The 15,748-nt window shown below is 67.3% G+C and carries 14 protein-coding genes; 7 read left to right on the forward strand and 7 right to left on the reverse strand.

All coding sequences use genetic code 11. From position 1 onward, the window contains the following. The first annotated feature begins 162 nt into the window (after window positions 1-162). On the forward strand, window positions 163-1,323 hold the full coding sequence (locus DFP74_RS07890; protein WP_121181096.1) for a calcium/sodium antiporter: 1,161 nt from the start codon (window positions 163-165) through the stop codon (window positions 1,321-1,323). A 348-nt stretch (window positions 1,324-1,671) separates the two neighbouring features. Here the strand turns inward: DFP74_RS07890 and DFP74_RS07895 are convergent, their stop codons facing one another. The 3 genes from DFP74_RS07895 to DFP74_RS07910 all read right to left on the reverse strand — a co-directional run bounded on the left by DFP74_RS07895 (window position 1,672) and on the right by DFP74_RS07910 (window position 4,349). Further along, on the reverse strand, window positions 1,672-2,535 hold the full coding sequence (locus tag DFP74_RS07895; protein WP_121181097.1) for a hypothetical protein: 864 nt from the start codon (window positions 2,533-2,535) through the stop codon (window positions 1,672-1,674). Then, window positions 2,536-3,297 carry a hypothetical protein gene (locus DFP74_RS33260; protein ID WP_147453833.1) on the reverse strand — a complete coding sequence of 254 codons (762 nt, stop codon included), beginning with the start codon at window positions 3,295-3,297 and terminating at the stop codon, window positions 2,536-2,538. It lies immediately after the preceding gene. A gap of 350 nt (window positions 3,298-3,647) precedes the next feature. Beyond that, entirely contained in the window at window positions 3,648-4,349 is a 702-nt protein-coding gene (locus DFP74_RS07910; RefSeq protein ID WP_147453834.1) for a hypothetical protein, read from the reverse strand. A gap of 674 nt (window positions 4,350-5,023) precedes the next feature. Here DFP74_RS07910 and DFP74_RS33480 point away from each other — a divergent pair. From DFP74_RS33480 to DFP74_RS33485, 4 genes are all read left to right on the forward strand, one after another. Further along, window positions 5,024-5,200: a hypothetical protein gene (locus DFP74_RS33480; protein WP_158612980.1), complete on the forward strand. Its 177-nt coding sequence runs from the start codon at window positions 5,024-5,026 to the stop codon at window positions 5,198-5,200. After that, on the forward strand, window positions 5,116-5,541 hold the full coding sequence (locus DFP74_RS33800; protein WP_199725543.1) for a protein kinase: 426 nt from the start codon (window positions 5,116-5,118) through the stop codon (window positions 5,539-5,541). The genes DFP74_RS33480 and DFP74_RS33800 overlap by 85 nt, the downstream gene beginning before the upstream one ends. Further along, the gene (locus tag DFP74_RS33805; RefSeq protein ID WP_199725544.1) at window positions 5,531-5,749 is read left to right on the forward strand and encodes an RICIN domain-containing protein; all 219 of its coding nucleotides are present in this window, start codon (window positions 5,531-5,533) and stop codon (window positions 5,747-5,749) included. The genes DFP74_RS33800 and DFP74_RS33805 overlap by 11 nt, the downstream gene beginning before the upstream one ends. A gap of 830 nt (window positions 5,750-6,579) precedes the next feature. Then, window positions 6,580-6,747, forward strand: coding sequence for a hypothetical protein (locus DFP74_RS33485; protein ID WP_158612981.1), 168 nt, complete (start codon window positions 6,580-6,582; stop codon window positions 6,745-6,747). Window positions 6,748-6,776: 29 nt separating this feature from the next. Here the strand turns inward: DFP74_RS33485 and DFP74_RS07920 are convergent, their stop codons facing one another. The 3 genes from DFP74_RS07920 to DFP74_RS07930 all read right to left on the reverse strand — a co-directional run bounded on the left by DFP74_RS07920 (window position 6,777) and on the right by DFP74_RS07930 (window position 12,392). After that, on the reverse strand, window positions 6,777-7,166 hold the full coding sequence (locus tag DFP74_RS07920; RefSeq protein ID WP_233570858.1) for a hypothetical protein: 390 nt from the start codon (window positions 7,164-7,166) through the stop codon (window positions 6,777-6,779). 584 nt (window positions 7,167-7,750) lie between these two features. Then, a complete protein-coding gene (locus DFP74_RS07925) occupies window positions 7,751-9,658 on the reverse strand; it encodes a tetratricopeptide repeat protein (protein WP_121181101.1) in 1,908 nt (635 codons plus the stop codon). Window positions 9,659-9,902: 244 nt separating this feature from the next. Continuing rightward, window positions 9,903-12,392, reverse strand: coding sequence for a tetratricopeptide repeat protein (locus tag DFP74_RS07930; RefSeq protein ID WP_233570859.1), 2,490 nt, complete (start codon window positions 12,390-12,392; stop codon window positions 9,903-9,905). A 336-nt stretch (window positions 12,393-12,728) separates the two neighbouring features. On the opposite strand from DFP74_RS07930, the gene DFP74_RS07935 reads away from it, so the two are divergent. Further along, complete coding sequence (locus tag DFP74_RS07935; protein ID WP_121181102.1) at window positions 12,729-13,727, forward strand: DUF3800 domain-containing protein; 999 nt, start codon at window positions 12,729-12,731, stop codon at window positions 13,725-13,727. 323 nt (window positions 13,728-14,050) lie between these two features. Here DFP74_RS07935 and DFP74_RS07940 read toward each other — a convergent pair whose 3' ends face one another. Next, window positions 14,051-14,266, reverse strand: coding sequence for a hypothetical protein (locus DFP74_RS07940; RefSeq protein WP_121181103.1), 216 nt, complete (start codon window positions 14,264-14,266; stop codon window positions 14,051-14,053). Between the two features lie 333 nt (window positions 14,267-14,599). On the opposite strand from DFP74_RS07940, the gene DFP74_RS34230 reads away from it, so the two are divergent. Continuing rightward, window positions 14,600-15,559 (forward strand): hypothetical protein, encoded by a 960-nt coding sequence (locus tag DFP74_RS34230; protein WP_233570860.1) that lies wholly within the window; start codon window positions 14,600-14,602, stop codon window positions 15,557-15,559. Window positions 15,560-15,748 lie beyond the last annotated feature (189 nt).

Below are 15,748 nucleotides of genomic sequence, written 5' to 3' on the forward strand. Positions count from 1 at the left end.
CCGCGCGCAGACTCCGGCATGGAGATCCTGTTCGGGGACACGACCGCCGCCGGTCTCGGCAGGCACCGGCGCGGTCGAGCGATACCTTGTGGCCTGCATGAGAAGTCCCCGCGGTGCATGGGTATGCCCAGCACGGCGGGGTGGAGCGATCGAAGGGTTCACGTGAACGCGTTGGTGGTTCTCGCCCTCGTGGCGGGGTTCGTTCTGTTGGTGGCCGGAGGCGAGTCCCTCGTGCGGGGCGCCGGGTCACTGGCCCGCAGTCTGGGCATGTCCTCGCTGGTCGTGGGCCTGACCGTGGTGTCGTTCACGACGTCGGCGCCCGAGCTGGCGGTCAGTACCGACGCCGCGCTCTCCGGGTATCCGGGCTTGGCCGTGGGCAACGTCGTGGGCAGCAACATCGCCAACATCCTGCTGGTCCTCGGGGCGGCGGCGCTGTTCGTCCCCCTGGCGGTGAACTCACAGGTCGTGCGGGCCGACATCCCGGTGATGGCGCTGCTGTCCCTGGCGGTGCTCCTGATGGCCCTGAACGGCAACCTGGGCCGCGTCGAGGGCGCCGTGCTGCTCGCGGCCCTGGTGGCCTACGTCACCGTCACGGTCCTCGTCTCCCGACGGCGGGCGGCGGACGACCCGGCCGCCGCGCAGGCGGACCCCGACGACGCCGACGCGGCCGCCGAGCCCGCGCGCGCCAAGCGCGTCCTGCTGGACGTGGGGCTCGTCATCCTGGGCACGGCCCTGCTGGTGGCGGGGGCGCGGCTGCTGGTCTACGGGGCCAGCGCGATCGCGACGGCGCTGGGCGTGAGCGACCTGCTCATCGGACTGACCGTGGTCGCGGTCGGAACGTCGCTGCCCGAGCTGGTGACCTGTGTCGTGGCCGTGCTGCGGGGCGAGCGCGACATGGCGGTGGGCAACATCGTGGGCAGCAACGTGTTCAACATCGGCGCGGTGCTCGGCCTGACCGCCATCATCTCCCCGGACGGCATCGCCATCGCGCCGGCGGCCCTGCGGTTCGACCTGCCGATCATGGTGGCCGTGGCCCTGATCCTGCTGCCGATCGCCCTGACCAAGCTGGACGTCGCCCGCTGGGAGGGCGCGCTGCTCGTCGGCTTCTACGTCGCCTACATCACCTACCTGGTCGTGCAGGCCACCGATCACGCCGTGCTCGAACCCTTCAGCGCCGCCATGCTGTGGTTCGTCATCCCGCTCACCGTGGTGTGGCTGCTGTCGGTGATGGTCCACGAACTCCGCACTCGCCGCCGCGAGGGAAAGCCCCGTCCCACCCGAACGGCCCGGAACGTCAAGGCCGAGAACGGGCCGAGCGCCTGAGAACGGCGCAGCCCGTCCTCAATGCGTGTCCTCCGGAGAGAAGAGCGCACGACGTACCGGCACCGCCCCGTGGTCACTGCCCGGAAGTGCCAGATCGACCATCGCGTCCAGCTCGCCTTCGGACAGGACACGCAGACCACGGGCCGTCAACAACCGGAGGACATCGCGCTCGAAGTCCGTTGAGCACTCCTTCCGCGAGGCGACGAGGTCACGGCCGCCGTCCTGGCCGGGCTGGCCAGGTGTTCCTCCTCGGCCACCTCATCAACGACGTGGTCGCCGATCGCGCCGACGCCCGTCTGGACTGGTTGGCCGGTTTGAATCGCCGTGAGCTGACGAGCCGAGATGCGTTCATCTTCGGTGAGAGGGTCTTCGCCCGCACTTCTCGTCCACACCCCTCGACGTTTCAGCCGCCGCCAACCGCACCACGTCCTCGAAACCCATCCCGCGCCCCCGCTCCATCAGTTCCTCCGCACGCTGCCGTCCCAGCGATGCCCGGATCCGTCCGTGTGTGCCCTGATGCAGTGCTACCAGGCCGTCGAATCGGAACAGGCGCGGAGCGGTGATGGCCCACAACGCCTCCGCTTCGCCCAGGAGGACGGCTGCGTGCTCGTCCTCTCCTTGCTCCTGCGCGTGCCAGGCCAGGGACTCCACCACGGCGGGGAGTCCCAGGCGGTCACCGATCGACGCCTTGAGCCCGAGTGCGCGACGCAGGCATTCGTCGGCCGACCGGTCACCGCGCAGGAGCATGTTCAGACCCATGGCCCAGAGATTGTAGGAGTGGTGCCAGATCTCCCCGTGTCGCTCGGCCACCTCACTCGACCTGGCGAGCCACACCATCCCCTCGCCCGACCGTCCCTGCAGGGTGTAGGCCGGACCCGTGACGGACGCGCAGAGCTGGTCCATGAACCCCGACCGTCCCGCCACGCTCCATGGGCCCTGAGCCAGCTCCAGTGAGCGGGACAGGTCACCACGGCCGAGGGCGGTCAGTGCCAGAAGGACCCGGGCCCCGTACTCGGACTCGGCATGCCCCGGACTCAGTGCCGCCTCCAGGGCGCGTTCGGCGCGGTCGCGTGCCGCACCGTGCTCACCGTGTACGAAGGCGATGTACCCGTAGGCCCACAGGGCACGACACAGGGCGTAGGTGGGCTTGGACGAGAGCGACAGTGCGCGCTCCAACCGGCTCCGCCCTTCGGCCAGGCGCCCGTTGACCATTCAGTACTGCCACAGGTCGGCGGTGGCGACCTTGACATGTGCGGGGTCGTTCGCTTCCTGGCAGGCGTGGTCGAGCGCGAGGCGGACATCGTTGATGCAGGTGTGCAACCGGGACAGCCAGTACGCCTGTTCAGGCCCGTAGCTGTGCGTGTAGGCCCGGTGGATCAGCGCCATGAACCACTCCTGGTGCCGTTCACGCAGAAGGGGTTCCTCGCCCGACTCGACCAGCCTGCGGTGCCCATAGCCGCGCACGGTCTCCAGCAGCGTGCATCCGAGTTCCATGCCGGTGCCCACCGGGACGACGAAGGACTGATCGACCAGAGCGTCCAGCGCGGCCCGAGTCGAGTCGGCCTCCAACGGGCCGAACCCGGCGGCCGAGCACACGTCCTCGGCCGTGATGGGACCGGCGAACACGGACATGCGCGACCACAAGGTCCGCTGCTGGTCGGAGCACAGGTCGTGGCTGTGGTCCAGGACGGTGTGCAGTCCCTGGTGGCGGGCACTGCCTCCGGCGGGCGGGGAGGGCAGGCGGTGCCGGTCGAGGAAGTGCTCCCGTATCTGGCGGGGTGAGAGGGTGCGCGTCCAGCGGGCGGCCAGTTCGATGGACAGCGGCAGGCCCTCCAGGTGACGGCACAGGCCGGCGACGTCAGCGGTGTTGGTCTCGGTCAGGGAGAAGTCCGGCCAGGCCGCCGCGGCCCGGCCGGCGAAGAGCCTGACCGCCGGGTTGGTCGCGGCCCCGCCGCGGTCTCCACCCTCCGGCACCGCCAGAGGAGCCACAGCCACACGTGTTCACCGGCGGAGCCGAGGGTACGGCGGCTGGTGGCCAGCACCGTCAGCCCGGGCGCGGCGGCCAGCAGCGCGTCGATTTCTGGACGGGGTCGACACCAGGACCGTCAAGCAGATCAACCGCCGTCCCGACACGCTGCCGCCCACCGTGGACGGGAGCCGCCAGTGGTACCCGCGGACCCGGTACTACGCACGCGATCTGCTGGTGATGTGGAACTGCCGCCCCGGGGGAGGCGACGGCTCGGACAAGCGCTGCCCACCCCTGCCCTGCGACGGTCCCGACTCCGGCGCGCACAACCAGAGCGGCCGCCTACGGGCTCGCACCTCTACGGTTCCTCGCCCATGATTCGCCTACGCTCCTCCAATCTGGCCCGGAGATCCGACAGGTCGTCATCGGGGAATTCATCGGCGAGAAAGTCGAGCCCATCGCGCAGGTAGGGCAGTGAGGCGCGCAGCCCGTAGTTGTCCGGATCCGGCTCCGCGAAGAGGTACTGCCAGTCGTAGAGGCCCATGGTGCGCAACATGACGTCGAGGTAGTCGCCGTAGCCGATGTGGAGCCGAGTGGGACCCTGCCTGATGTCGAAGTACCAGATCTCCGGCGAGTCCCGGTTCCGGGTGAGCCTCAGCGCGGAGTAGGTGCCGGTCCCTCCCACCGGATGGGTCTCGAAGATCTTGAACCCCTCGACCAGCTGCCGCACTTCTTCGGGGGCCGCCGGGTTGATCAGCGATGTCGGGACGCCACGTATCACCGCCTCGCAGATGTGCATGATATGGAATTCACCTGCGATCGCCGTGAACGGGCCCAGAGCCCGCCAGGCGAACAAGAGGCGTGAATGACGGTGAAAGTTTCTGGCCAGTTCCTCAGATAGCGGAATCTCCTCCACTTTCTGGATGATATCAAATGCGTCTTCGGCGCGTTCCATGTAAACAGCCAACGGTCCCCCGTCGTATTTTTCCGTTCGTATGGAACTGCGCGACTTGAACTTCTCCAATGTCTCGCGAAGTCTGCGTTCGTAGTCGGTTTCCACGATTTCCTCCAGTTGAGGATCCAGTTGCCGAACAACCGGATGATGTGGGTGATGTAGGGCGATATGATGGCCAGGATTTCCGGTGTGCCGTCGAGCTCGGCGTACTGCGCGAGGTCGGACGGATCGGAGCCGGACCACCCACGGCCATCGCGGAAGATCCCGGCGGTCCCTTCCAACTCTTCGCGGTAGAACCGAAGGGCGCCGAACTCGGATTCAAGTCGCTCGGCGCGAGAAGCGTGGTAATCCATGAGGAGATCATCGCGGAGCAGGGGCCCTCTCAGGGCTAAGGCCACGGCTTTACCGCCAAATCCTGTAGCAACCCTCCTCACCCCCGATTTGCTACACGAGTTACAGCATAGCTCGGTCTCCAGTGGCCGCTGGGGTCGAAGCGCTCGGCCTCCATAGGATCTGTGGAGCTGTCCATGCCCCGGACAGAAACCCCTCGACGATGGAGCCCTCCCATGCCCCCATGGCCTGACCGACCCCGGTATCCGACCTGCGGACATGTTGGAGATCCTTCTCTTTCACGAGGGTACCCACGCGTTCGCAGCGGTCGCGGCGGGCTCACCAACGTGAGGATGTCGTCAGCCACCCGGGAGCAGTACGCCCAGAATCCGGATCAAGGCATTCATGTGGGATTCGATCCGGGGAAAGCTGACGCCGGAGGAGTGGCCTTGACGATCAAGATCGGTCTGCAGGCCCAACTGCTGAGGCTGGCCCAGCTCGGGTACAGCGAGGCCGACTACCTTCTGCTGTACGCGCGATTTTGCCGCGAGTCACCTGCGGGAGACAACGCTCTTTCCTGCGCGAGGCACGGATCACCGCCCGACTACAGCACCACAACATCGTGACCATCCACGAGCTCGGCGAGACCGGCGCGGGGAATGACCGTGTCCCCTTCCTGGTGATGGAGATGGTCCGCGGCGAGGGCCTGGACGTGGTGTTGAAACGAGGCTCCGTCGCTCTGCGTGACGTGGGCCAGTGGGGTATACAGATCTGTGAGGAGCTCGCGGACGCACACAAAGACGGGTTCGTACACCGGGACATCAAGCCGTCCAACTTCTTCGTCACCCCCTCCGGCGTCGTGAAGGTCCTCGATTTCGGCATTGATTGCGGAGGCAGCCGATCCCATCGCGACCCGGGTCACCAGGACGGGTTTCATCGTGGGCACACCCGCGCACATGGCCCCTGAACAGGCACGCGGCGGTCCGAACCAGCGGTACTCCCTCGACCCGGTCGGCCAGAGCCTGTTCGAGATCGGGACGTTTGCCGGTAAGCGGCTGGACGTCCATGAGATCCGCACCGATGACCACGCGCCGATCGTTCAGTACACCCGTCACGGCGGGCCGAACCAGCTTTTCCGCCTTGTGCTGGTTGGCTCGGAGAACCTGCCCGAGTAGCAGTGTTGGGGTGGGGCATGGGGAACGCGGCCTGCCCGCGCTGCTACACCCCCGCCTGCGGTGAGGTGTGAGGGCCTGGTGTACCTATTCGTCGGGGTCCTGCGGCAAGGTTGCGCGGTCCCCGGCGTACACGCGTGGTGCCCATAGGCGATACCTCTTCAGGCGGTGAAGCGGTCAGCGGCGTGATTCCGCCTGAAGATGTCCCAGGTCAGACCAGGTGAGAGCCAGCGAGGGGACTTGAACCCCTAACCTATCGCTTACAAGGCGATATTTTCCCAACGGTGTAGCGACCTGCAAAAACGCTGGATTCTCGCTAGCGAGAACCCGATAAGCGATTGCTGTTCCAGCGTAGGCCGGAGAGCCGTCGCCCGCAAGCGGTTCGTAGAACCCTTGTGGATAAGCCCCCGACCACAACTGCAAGAGTAGCGGATACCCCTCGTCACCACACCTCCATCGAGGCAATCCCCAGGCCACCGCCTCAGCGCCCATCAAGAGGCCTTCGTCCGACCACCCATCGCAGACCCCGATACACAAACCGCCAGCACAGCAAAGAAAGCGCCAAGGAAACCATTCACGTCATTCGCGAATTGGCTGACTCCGTGCTCACCTGACACGAAGCGAGGGGCGCCCCTTCCCAGGGCTACCCCTCATCGTCAGCCGCGCCACGTTCTGATTCGTTCGACCACCCCCGTCACACCGAGAGAGCCGATAGAACGCGTTTCATTCACTCCCGCCGTCTCCGGCGCCGCGCGACTGCGCTCGCCCGCGCCAGGCGAAGCATGTGTGCCCTCTGCGCGGCCTCTGCCGCCCTGCGCCGCTCGTCTGGATCGGTGATCTCACCGTCCACCCGCTCGACCCAGTACTCCAGTGACGCAGGCGAAGCCTTCCGTGCAGCACTCGTGCGCCCCGCCCTGTCCGTGGTCCGCGCCCAGGACTCCAGCGCACCGATACGCCCGTTCAACTCGTGCGTGCCCAACCCCGTCCCCCTCCACCCCTGACTGACGTCGATGCCGACCCGCGCGTGTCATCAACGCCAGCGGCGAAACGGGCCCACGTGCACCGCGGCGACCTTCTCCTTCGTCCTGACGGACTCCGGGATCGACACCACCCGGTAGGCGGCCTGCCCGAACCGCCGCTCACACGAGTAGTGCTCCCCCTCCCTCCGTGGCAGCACCCCGAGCATCCCCGCCAGACGCACGACCTCGTCCTCCTGGTGACCGTCACACCCCTCGGGGAAGTAAGTGACCTCCACCCGGGTCATCTCCCCCACCGGCAGATGCGGGTTCCTCTCCAAGTAGGCCACCAATGCCCGCAGGTCCGCCAGCAGCTCCCGGCGCTCCTCCTGGTCCGCGATCCGCACCACGGACTCCTCCGCCTGCTGACAGGCGCTCGGCCGCCGCAGCACACCGTGACGCACCACGTCTCCAGCCGCACACGCCCGTTCGCCGGCCTGGCACCGCTGACCTTCGTCCCAACGCCGCATCCGCGCATCCCTTCCAGGTGATCCGAACCGCTCTTCACCCTTCAAAGAAGCCACCCATACCCGCGGATTGGACTCCCACCGCCCTACGAACCTCGCGCGCCTGTCGCGCCTCCTCCATCCCCCACCCGCCTCAGGAAGCGACCAGAAGGACGCTATATATGTCGGGGCGCTGACACGAACACCCCACACCTGCCCCGACCTGCGCTGTCAGCGCCTGCACCCCTGTTCACCTGTGGAACGAACACCACGGCGAACACCCTGACAACCCTCTGCAAGCGGCAACGGTCACAAGAGCCGTTCATAGTCATGGGCGCCTCGGAACAAGCACGAAGCGACTCCACGCGATGCTGGCCGCACCGGCCGGGTATACCGACCACGGCAACCATGTGAGTGTCAGTGCCTGCCCCACCGAACCCAGAGACCAAGCTGTTCTCAACAGCTGGGAGGGCTCACCTGTCGGGGGTCAGAACCGGGCGACACCAGCAGCGGCCGAGCGCGCCCCGACGACGCAGCGGTCTTTACCCAAGATCCCCCGTCTCCTGAGCCCGTTGCCGCCACTCGTCGGCTTCCTCCATCCGGCCCACTTCTTCTAGCAGGAACCCGAGGAGGAGCATCGCGCCGGTGTCGCCCTGCTCAGCACCTCGGAGCCACCAGATCTCGGCCTCCGCCTTCCGCCCCGACGCAACCAGTAGTAACCCGAGGAGGAGTATCGCGCCGGTGTCGCCCTGCTGGGCGGCTTTTTGGTACCAGTTCTCGGCCTCCGCCTTCCGGTCCGCCGTGTACAGCAGGCTCCCGAGGTTGACTGTCGCGTCGGTGTTGTCGCCCTTGTTGGCGGCCCAGAACCACCAGGCCTCGGCATCCTCTGTCCGTCCCGCCTTCGCCAGCAGGATTCCGAGGTTGTTCATCGCGCCGGTGTCGCCCTGCTCAGCACCTCGGAGCCACCAGATCTCGGCCTCCGCCTTCCGCCCCGACTCCGCTAGCAGGATCCCGAGGTGGAACATGGCGAAGGTGTCGCCCTGGCGCGCCAGAGGGCGCCAGGCTGTTTCGGCGATGTCGGACCGCTCAGCATGGTAGGCCGTGAGCCCAACATCGTTCCGGTCCTGGTCGGTGGTCATATCCAGGGCGGCGTGCCAGATCGCTTCGGGCAGGGGGTCCTGGGTGGTGAGGTAGTCGAAGGCCCGCCACCGGCGGCCTTCGGGGTCGGCGGGTACCAGTAGTCCGGCCAGGCCGCTGCGCTGGCAAGTGGCCCATGCCCAGGCCAGGTCGGTCTCCTCTGGCAGGGGCGGCGGATGGGGCAGGTAGGCGGTGTGGGCGGTGTGGAGCTGTTCGCGGGTCAGCGGGCTGGTCAGCCCGGCCCGGGCCAAGCCCACCGCTGCGGCCACCAGCGCGTATCCGCGTGGGTGGCCGCCGTCGGGACCGTGGTCCCAGGCCTGTTGCAGGTGGGGGCCTGCAGCCAGCTGCTCGGCTACACCGAAGCGCTCATCGGCGGCGGCCCGGACCAGGCGCTCGTCGCCGCTGGTGCTGGCACGCTCACGCTCTTGCCCGCTCCAGAGGCGATCGAGGGTGACCGGTGAGGTCTTGAGAACCGTATACCCCACCCCCTCCGCGCCCGGGGCCGGGTCCGTGGCACTGGGGCGCAGGGAGTCCAGCCGTTCCCTGCGGATGGTGGCGGCCACCACCGCGCCGGCCCGGCCCAATTGAGCGACCAGGGCCGGTGTCAAACCGGAGGCGCTCAGGTGGCGGTCCACATCGTCCAACCACACCACCCACTGCCGCGGTGCGCTTCCGGCGCTCGCCTGGAGCCAGGCGGGCAGGAGGCGCAGGTCGGCGTCCTCAGGCGGGGCCACCAGCATCCGCTCGGGCAGGCCGCGGGCCAGCGCTGCGGCCAGAGCGCGGGTCTTGCCCGCGGTCGAGGCCCCGGCCACCAGCACCAGCCCGCCGCGCAGCGAAGCCGCCGCCGCGGCCAGGCGACGGTCGAGTTCGCCGTCCACGTCCCGCGGCACGTAAGGGGGCAGGCCGTCGTCGGCAGGGCCGGGGAGGGCGTCGTGGGCGCCCAACTCGTGCGCATCGGCCTGACGGGCGGGCAGGGCCACCTGCACCCACCCCGGCACCGGTGAGGCCGGGGTAGGTGGGGGGTGCACGCTGACCGGCCCGTGGATGGTCCCGGCTTGTAGCGCGGTGCCGTGGATATCGCCTGTGTGGTTGTCCACCTGCACACCAGCCGTGGCAGACGAGGGTGCCGGCGCTGGAGAGGAAGGGGTGCGGCGTGGCCAGGCCAGGACCAGGGCTGCGGCGGCCAGAACGAACGCCCCGATCCCCGCGGCCCAGGAGAGCTCCTCCAGCCCGGGCAGCTGCAGAGAGGCGCCCAGCACGGCCAACGAGGCCGCCCCAACGGCCACGAGGATCCACACCCAGGTTCGTCGCATACGCCGAGTCTGCCGCCTTCGCGGCGTTCTAGGTCACGCCTGCCGGGGTGCACTCGCAGGCCGCGCGGGGAACCTCCGAACAGAAACCCGTGCTACCTAAACGATGCTCCTGGCGCGAGGGTCACGAGAGCAGAATCCGGCGTTACCCAAATGGCACCTCACGGCGTGAGGGACATCCGAGTAGCGAAGCTACTCACGGATTACTGTCCTGTTGCCGGGTCCTCGGGGGCCGGAGTGTGTCCGGTCAGACGAGGTCATCGTTGTCGGGCTGGATCCGCGCAAGCAGCTCCCGCGAGCGGGCTGCCCGGTGTTCGTCACCGGTGGCCTCGAACAGGTTTACTGCCCGCTGTATCGCCTTGACCGCCTCAACCCGCTGACTCATCTTCAGCAGCGCCGCGCTGAGGCCGCCCCACGCCTGCGCTTCGCCGTGGGCGTCACAGACCTGCTGGAAGAGCTCACATGCGCGAGTGTGGGCCTCAATAGCCTTGGCGAACTGACCCACCCGTCGCAGCACCAGGCCGAGGTTGTTCCATACCATCGCTTCCCCGTGGGCATCACCCGCAGTGTGGAAGATCTGGCGTGCACGGGTGTGGGCCTCAATGGCCCCCTCGAACCACTGCATCTGCCGCAGCGCTACACCGAGGTTGTTCCACGCTGACGCTTCGCGGTGGGCATCACCCACCTGCTGATACAGCTCGCATGCGCGGGTGTGGGCCTCGATGGCCTTCTCAAACAGGCGCACCTGCGTCAGTGCCGAGCCGAGGTTGTTCCACGCTGACGCTTCGCCGTGGACGTCGCAGACCTGCTGATATAGCTCGCATGCGCGCGTGTGGGCCTCGATCGCTTCCTTGAACCGGCGCACCTCGGCCAGCACCACACCAAGGTTGCCCCACGCCATCGCTTCGCCGTGGACGTCGCAGACCTGCTGATATAGCTCGCATGCGCGCGTGTGGGCCTCGATCGCTTCCTTGAACCGGCGCATCTCCGTCAGCGCCCCGCCGAGGCTGTTCCACGCTGTCGCTTCCCATGTGTGGTTACCGGTGGTCTGGGCGGTGGCTTGGGCACAACGCGAGACCTGTTCCAGGTCCTCGAAGTAGCGCCCGCGGTACAGGTACTGGCTTAGATGCAGTGGCAGCAAGATGGCCGCCCGGACGTGTTCGAAGGTGGGGGCAGCCAGGGCCGCAGCCACCAGGGTGGTCCGCTCGGTGTCCAGCCATGCGAGCACCGTGGCCCGGTCGGGGAACAGATCGGGGACCGGCTGCCCGGGCAGGGCCCGCAGATGGTTGTCGGCAGCGTCGGCGGTGATGGTGTAGTGGTCCAGAAGCCGCCCGAGCGCTCGGGCGCGGCCGGTGGGCGGGTGGGGGTGGGTACGGGCGTAGTCGGCGAGCAGGTCGTGGACCCCCCACCGCCCGGGGGCGGGGTGGGTGAGCAGGTGCGCGGCTGCCAACTCCTCTAACGCCTCCTGGGCCTCTGCGGCGGGCAGCCCGGTCAGGACAGCGGCTGCATCTGTGGAGATGGTCGGGCCCGGTGTGGTTGCCACGAGCATGAACACCTGGGCCGGGGCCGGGTCCAGGTGGGTCAGGGAGGTGTCAAAGACCGCTCGCAGCACCCGTTCTTGGCCCGCGGCTCGGTCGGGGTCGGTCAGTTTGTCAACCAGGGAGGCGGCGTTCTGCAACCGGTCGGCCAACCGGCCTGGGGTCAGATGGGGGGCACGTTTGAGGTAGGCGGCGGCGATCTCCAAGGCCAACGGCAGGCATCCGCACAAGTCAGCCAACCGGTTCAGCCCCGCCTGATCGTCGGCGCGGGGGTCGCCGGGGGTGTGAGCGGCCAGATCCGAGGACAGCAGCGCGACGGCGGCTTCGGATTCGAGCACGCCCAGGTTCAGATGGCGGGCTTCGGGCAGGGAATGCAGGCCTCCGCGGCTGGTGGCCACCAGCCGGTGCCCGCCCGCGCCAGGCCGCAGGGGCCACACCTGGGAAACGGAGTTGGCGTTGTCGGCCACCACCAGCACCGGACGCCCTCGCTGATCGGCCTGGGACAGGGCCTGCAGGGCGGACCTGTAGAAGGAGGACCTCTCCACCACCCCTGGAGGAATGTTCGCAGGGTCGACCCCCATCTGGCGCAGAAGCACGTCCAGCGCCGCTTCCGCGGATAGGGGCTGGGCGCCGGGGGCGTAACCGCGCAGGTCCACGAACAGGTGGCGGCAGAACCAGCCGGCGCCTGAGGCGGTCTGCGCCGCCTTCAACGCCAGCGCGGTCTTGCCCGCTCCGCCCATCCCCGAGAGAGTCAAGACCACCACCGAGGCTGCACTACTCGGGCCGACGGCAGGGTCCAGGCAGGTCAGGAGCTCCTCCAGCTCCCGGCCTCGGCCGGTGAGCCGGCCCGGCGGGGCAGGCATCCCGTCCAACGCTGTTGTTGCCGCCGGTTCCTGCTGAACCGTGTAGTGGGTGATGTGGGTATTGTTGACGCCGCCCTCGACCCTCTCGGCCAGAACGGCCGTGCCCGACACATCGCCGCGGAGCGTGCTGGTCGTGCCCGACGCATTGGAGGCGACCTCACCGGATCTGCTCCCCGGGGTCGTGGAACGCATCGCCAGCACGGCCACGACCAGGGCCGCCACACCCACCGCCAAAGAGGCGATCCCGGCGATCTGGCCGAGCTCGTTCAACCCCCAGCCCGAGTCGGGCAAGAGCTGGGGCGCGGCCCAGAAGCTGGCCAGGACCAGCGCGACCACGCCCAGAGCCCACGTCCCTATCCACTTACGTCCCATAGGGGCGATTGTTCACCGCAGACAGGGGTTGCGGACAGATTTGGCTGAAAACGGCCACCCGCACAGATGGCTGGCGCAAGACTCCGGCCCCCTGGCCCTCCTGCCACCGGGACCCGGCCGGGATGGGGCGGAGGGTGGCTGAGAGCCCTGCAAGGCCGACACGCGTTGTCGGTACCTCTCCGAGGTAAAGTTAAGGAATACGGATCGGCCACCTTGCCCCTCGCCGGGTGTTCGGGAGAACCGAGCCTTGATGTGCGAAACCCCTCACCGTCTCACCCGCCGACCCGGCATGCTCAAGGGATGAGTCTCTCTGGCCTGCCCGTGGTCTATGTTGACGAGTCAAGCAACTCGGGTGAGAACCTCCTTGACCCGAACCAGCCGGTCTTCACTGTAGCTGGGGTCCACCTGCCCGATGACGCAGCCTCGGCCACCGTGGCTGAGGTCCGCTCCCGACTCCCGACCACGCAGGGGGAGCCGAAATACGGCTCTTTGGCTAGGGCGGGGCGCGGACGGGAAGCGCTGCTGTGGGCCTTTGCGCAACTGCCCCCGGACAGCGTCCGTGTCTACGTGGTGCACAAACGCTTCATGGTGATCACGAAGTTGGTGGACCTCCTAGTCGAACCGCTTGCGCACGCGGACGGGTTCAACCTGTACGAAGACGATCAGGCGCTGGGCCTAGCCAACATGCTGCATGCGTGCGGACCAGTCTTCGGGGACCAAGCTGCCTACGACCGTCTTCTGCAGGCGTTTGTGGACTGGATGCGGAAGCGGGTGACCACCGACGATTTCTTCACTGCTCTGTGGTCGTTCAAGGCCACCGTGGCGGACACCTGGTTCATCGAATGGGTTGAGCTGCTGGAGCTGTGCCGAGAAGTTGCCGATGAGACCGCTGCGGACATCGCGTCCGGCACAGTGAAAGACTCGCTCGACCCGGCGGTACCGTCCCTGTACTGCCTAGGCCTGGACTTCGGAACCACTCTCGGGCGGTTCCGGCTTGTGCACGATGAGTCCAAAGTGATCAGCCGCAATACCGCGCTCCTGCGCGCGATCCACCTCTTGCCCGACCCAGCTCGCCCGGGGCAGTTCATGGAGCAGTTGCGGGCCATCGAGATCGACTTCGCGGACAGCACAGCCCACCCACAGTTGCAACTGGCCGACTGGGCAGCAGGCGCCGTACGGCAGTGGGCGACACAGATGGCGTTGGACACGCATAATCCGTTCGCAGAGCAACTGAAGCCAGTGGTTGAGCCATGGCTGATCGGTGCGATCTGGCCCTCTACGCACACTGAACAGGAATGATACGCCTCGCCCGCGTGCGACGTCCCGCAACCGATGGTTGCAGGACCTGGCGTGTTTTCTACTGCGGCAGCCCAGCTGCGACCACTAGCGGAACCCTTAACTCCGGATCCTGTTCCGATGTTCCTTAACCCCGAGGGACTCGAGCGCCGGTGGCTGCGGCTAGCGCCCAAGGGAACACCGACTCGGGATGCTGAGGCCCGCCGACACAGCTCCTAGCACACCGCTCCTAGCGACGCTCCGTTGCGGCCCTGCCCCTTCGAGGGGCGGGACCGTTCTTGCGTTCCGGACCCTGTCCGGGTCGATGTTCGGACCGGAGCGAGCGGTTACAAATGGGGCTCTTCGTCAGCGGCACGGCGCTGGCGCGGGGAGCGCAGCAGACGCAGGACCTGCCGGGCCCGACGGCGACGGCGGGCGTCGCGCGACCACACCGCCGGAACGATGACGAGAAGCACGAGCAGCAGCAGCGGCCAACTCTCGGCCGTTCCCAACAGCGCGACCGCCAGCTCCACGAGCAGGTCGGAAACGGTGAGTGCGGGCATGGGGTTCCTCCACCAAGGGTGAGCGATCAGGATGTAATCAGCGTGGCCCCTCCCCGGGGCCGCGTGGACGTGTCAGGACGCCCGCGTCCAAGACCGGCCAAACATTGACAGTCCCCCGACATCCCAAGGCTGTTGCTGACAGAATGTCTGACAGTTTCTGACAGTGGTTGACACTAACCGGAAAGGTCTGGCGTGCCCCAGCCTTGGAAGCGTCCCCCCGTCCCTTCGAGCCCACTCGGCGAGCTCAATCGTGCGCTGCACGAATTGCACCACCGGGCCGGCTGGCCCTCCTCCCGAGAGATCCGGCGGGCCCTGGAGGCCAAGGGTGTGCCTATGTCCCATACCAAGGTCCACGACACCCTGACCAAGCCGGTTCTGCCGACCAAGGGCGCGGTGGAGATGATCACCGAGGTCCTGGCCGACGTGATCCGCGGCGCCGACGCCGACGCTGAGGTCGACCGTCTTCTGGGACTGTGGCAGAAGGCCTCCGTCGACAATCCGACACCTTCCCCTACCCCACCCCCTTCAGTAGGAGACCCCGAGGCCGCGGTGCGCGGCGAGCAGGACATCGAACTTCTCAACAATGGCGAACGGACCTCCGCCGATCACCAAAAGCAAGGGGAGAGCTCAGGCAGGGAGTACGTTGAGGAATCCTGGCAGGAAAAAAACACAGTCCAACTTCGCAGCGCTGAGGGACTTCCCTCCATCAGGCTCGACCTCGGTCCCTTGTCATTGGCCTACACCGCCGCACGAATCCTCGACATCGTGGCCCCGCTGCATCCGGCTCCGCTGGACGTCTCACTCAAGGATGTGGACTCGACCGAGCCGACGATCCGTTTCCAGCTGGATACGGCAGTGGACAAGGACAACCAGGTGCGCACGGTGGACCTGTTCGCTGACGCCCTTGGTGTGGAGGCGCATCCTGCGGTTTCGGGCGGCAGATTGTTGAGGGCGGTCTACCAGGGCGTGAGGGTCATCGTGACTACAGTGTTCATGGATAACGCGACTTGGCGCCCTCAAGTCTCATGGGACTACCCGGCTGGCCAACATGCCGAGGAACTCCTGATGCTGGCCAAGGTCCTGCGCGCCCTCGACTCCGCGCATCTGCATGAACTCACAGTCTATTACTTCTTGGAGCAGGACGCCTTTCTGACCCGACTCACTGTGTCGGCCGAAGGGCTCCGGCGCATCGAAAAGATGAACGGATCCCCCGTCGAACCTGATAATGTCGGCCGCCACGTTTTCGGCGGCCTGGTCGCTGATCGACAACTGGCGGTCTACCGGCTGGCCTGAGACTGGCCACCGGATGCACCTTCCACGCGCGGCAGAGCGACACAAGCGGGGCAGGCCCGAACCCTATCGTGGTGGGCTTCGCCAGCGGATCAACCGTTCGCTGTGGGCGGGGGTGGTGCTGCGATCACAGACCATTCCGGACCTCGGCCGTACCCCCGTTGGTCCCGTTGGACGACCGTCGCCGCCGTG

The sequence above is a fragment of the Nocardiopsis sp. Huas11 genome, from assembly GCF_003634495.1.
Taxonomy (GTDB): Bacteria; Actinomycetota; Actinomycetes; order Streptosporangiales; family Streptosporangiaceae; genus Nocardiopsis.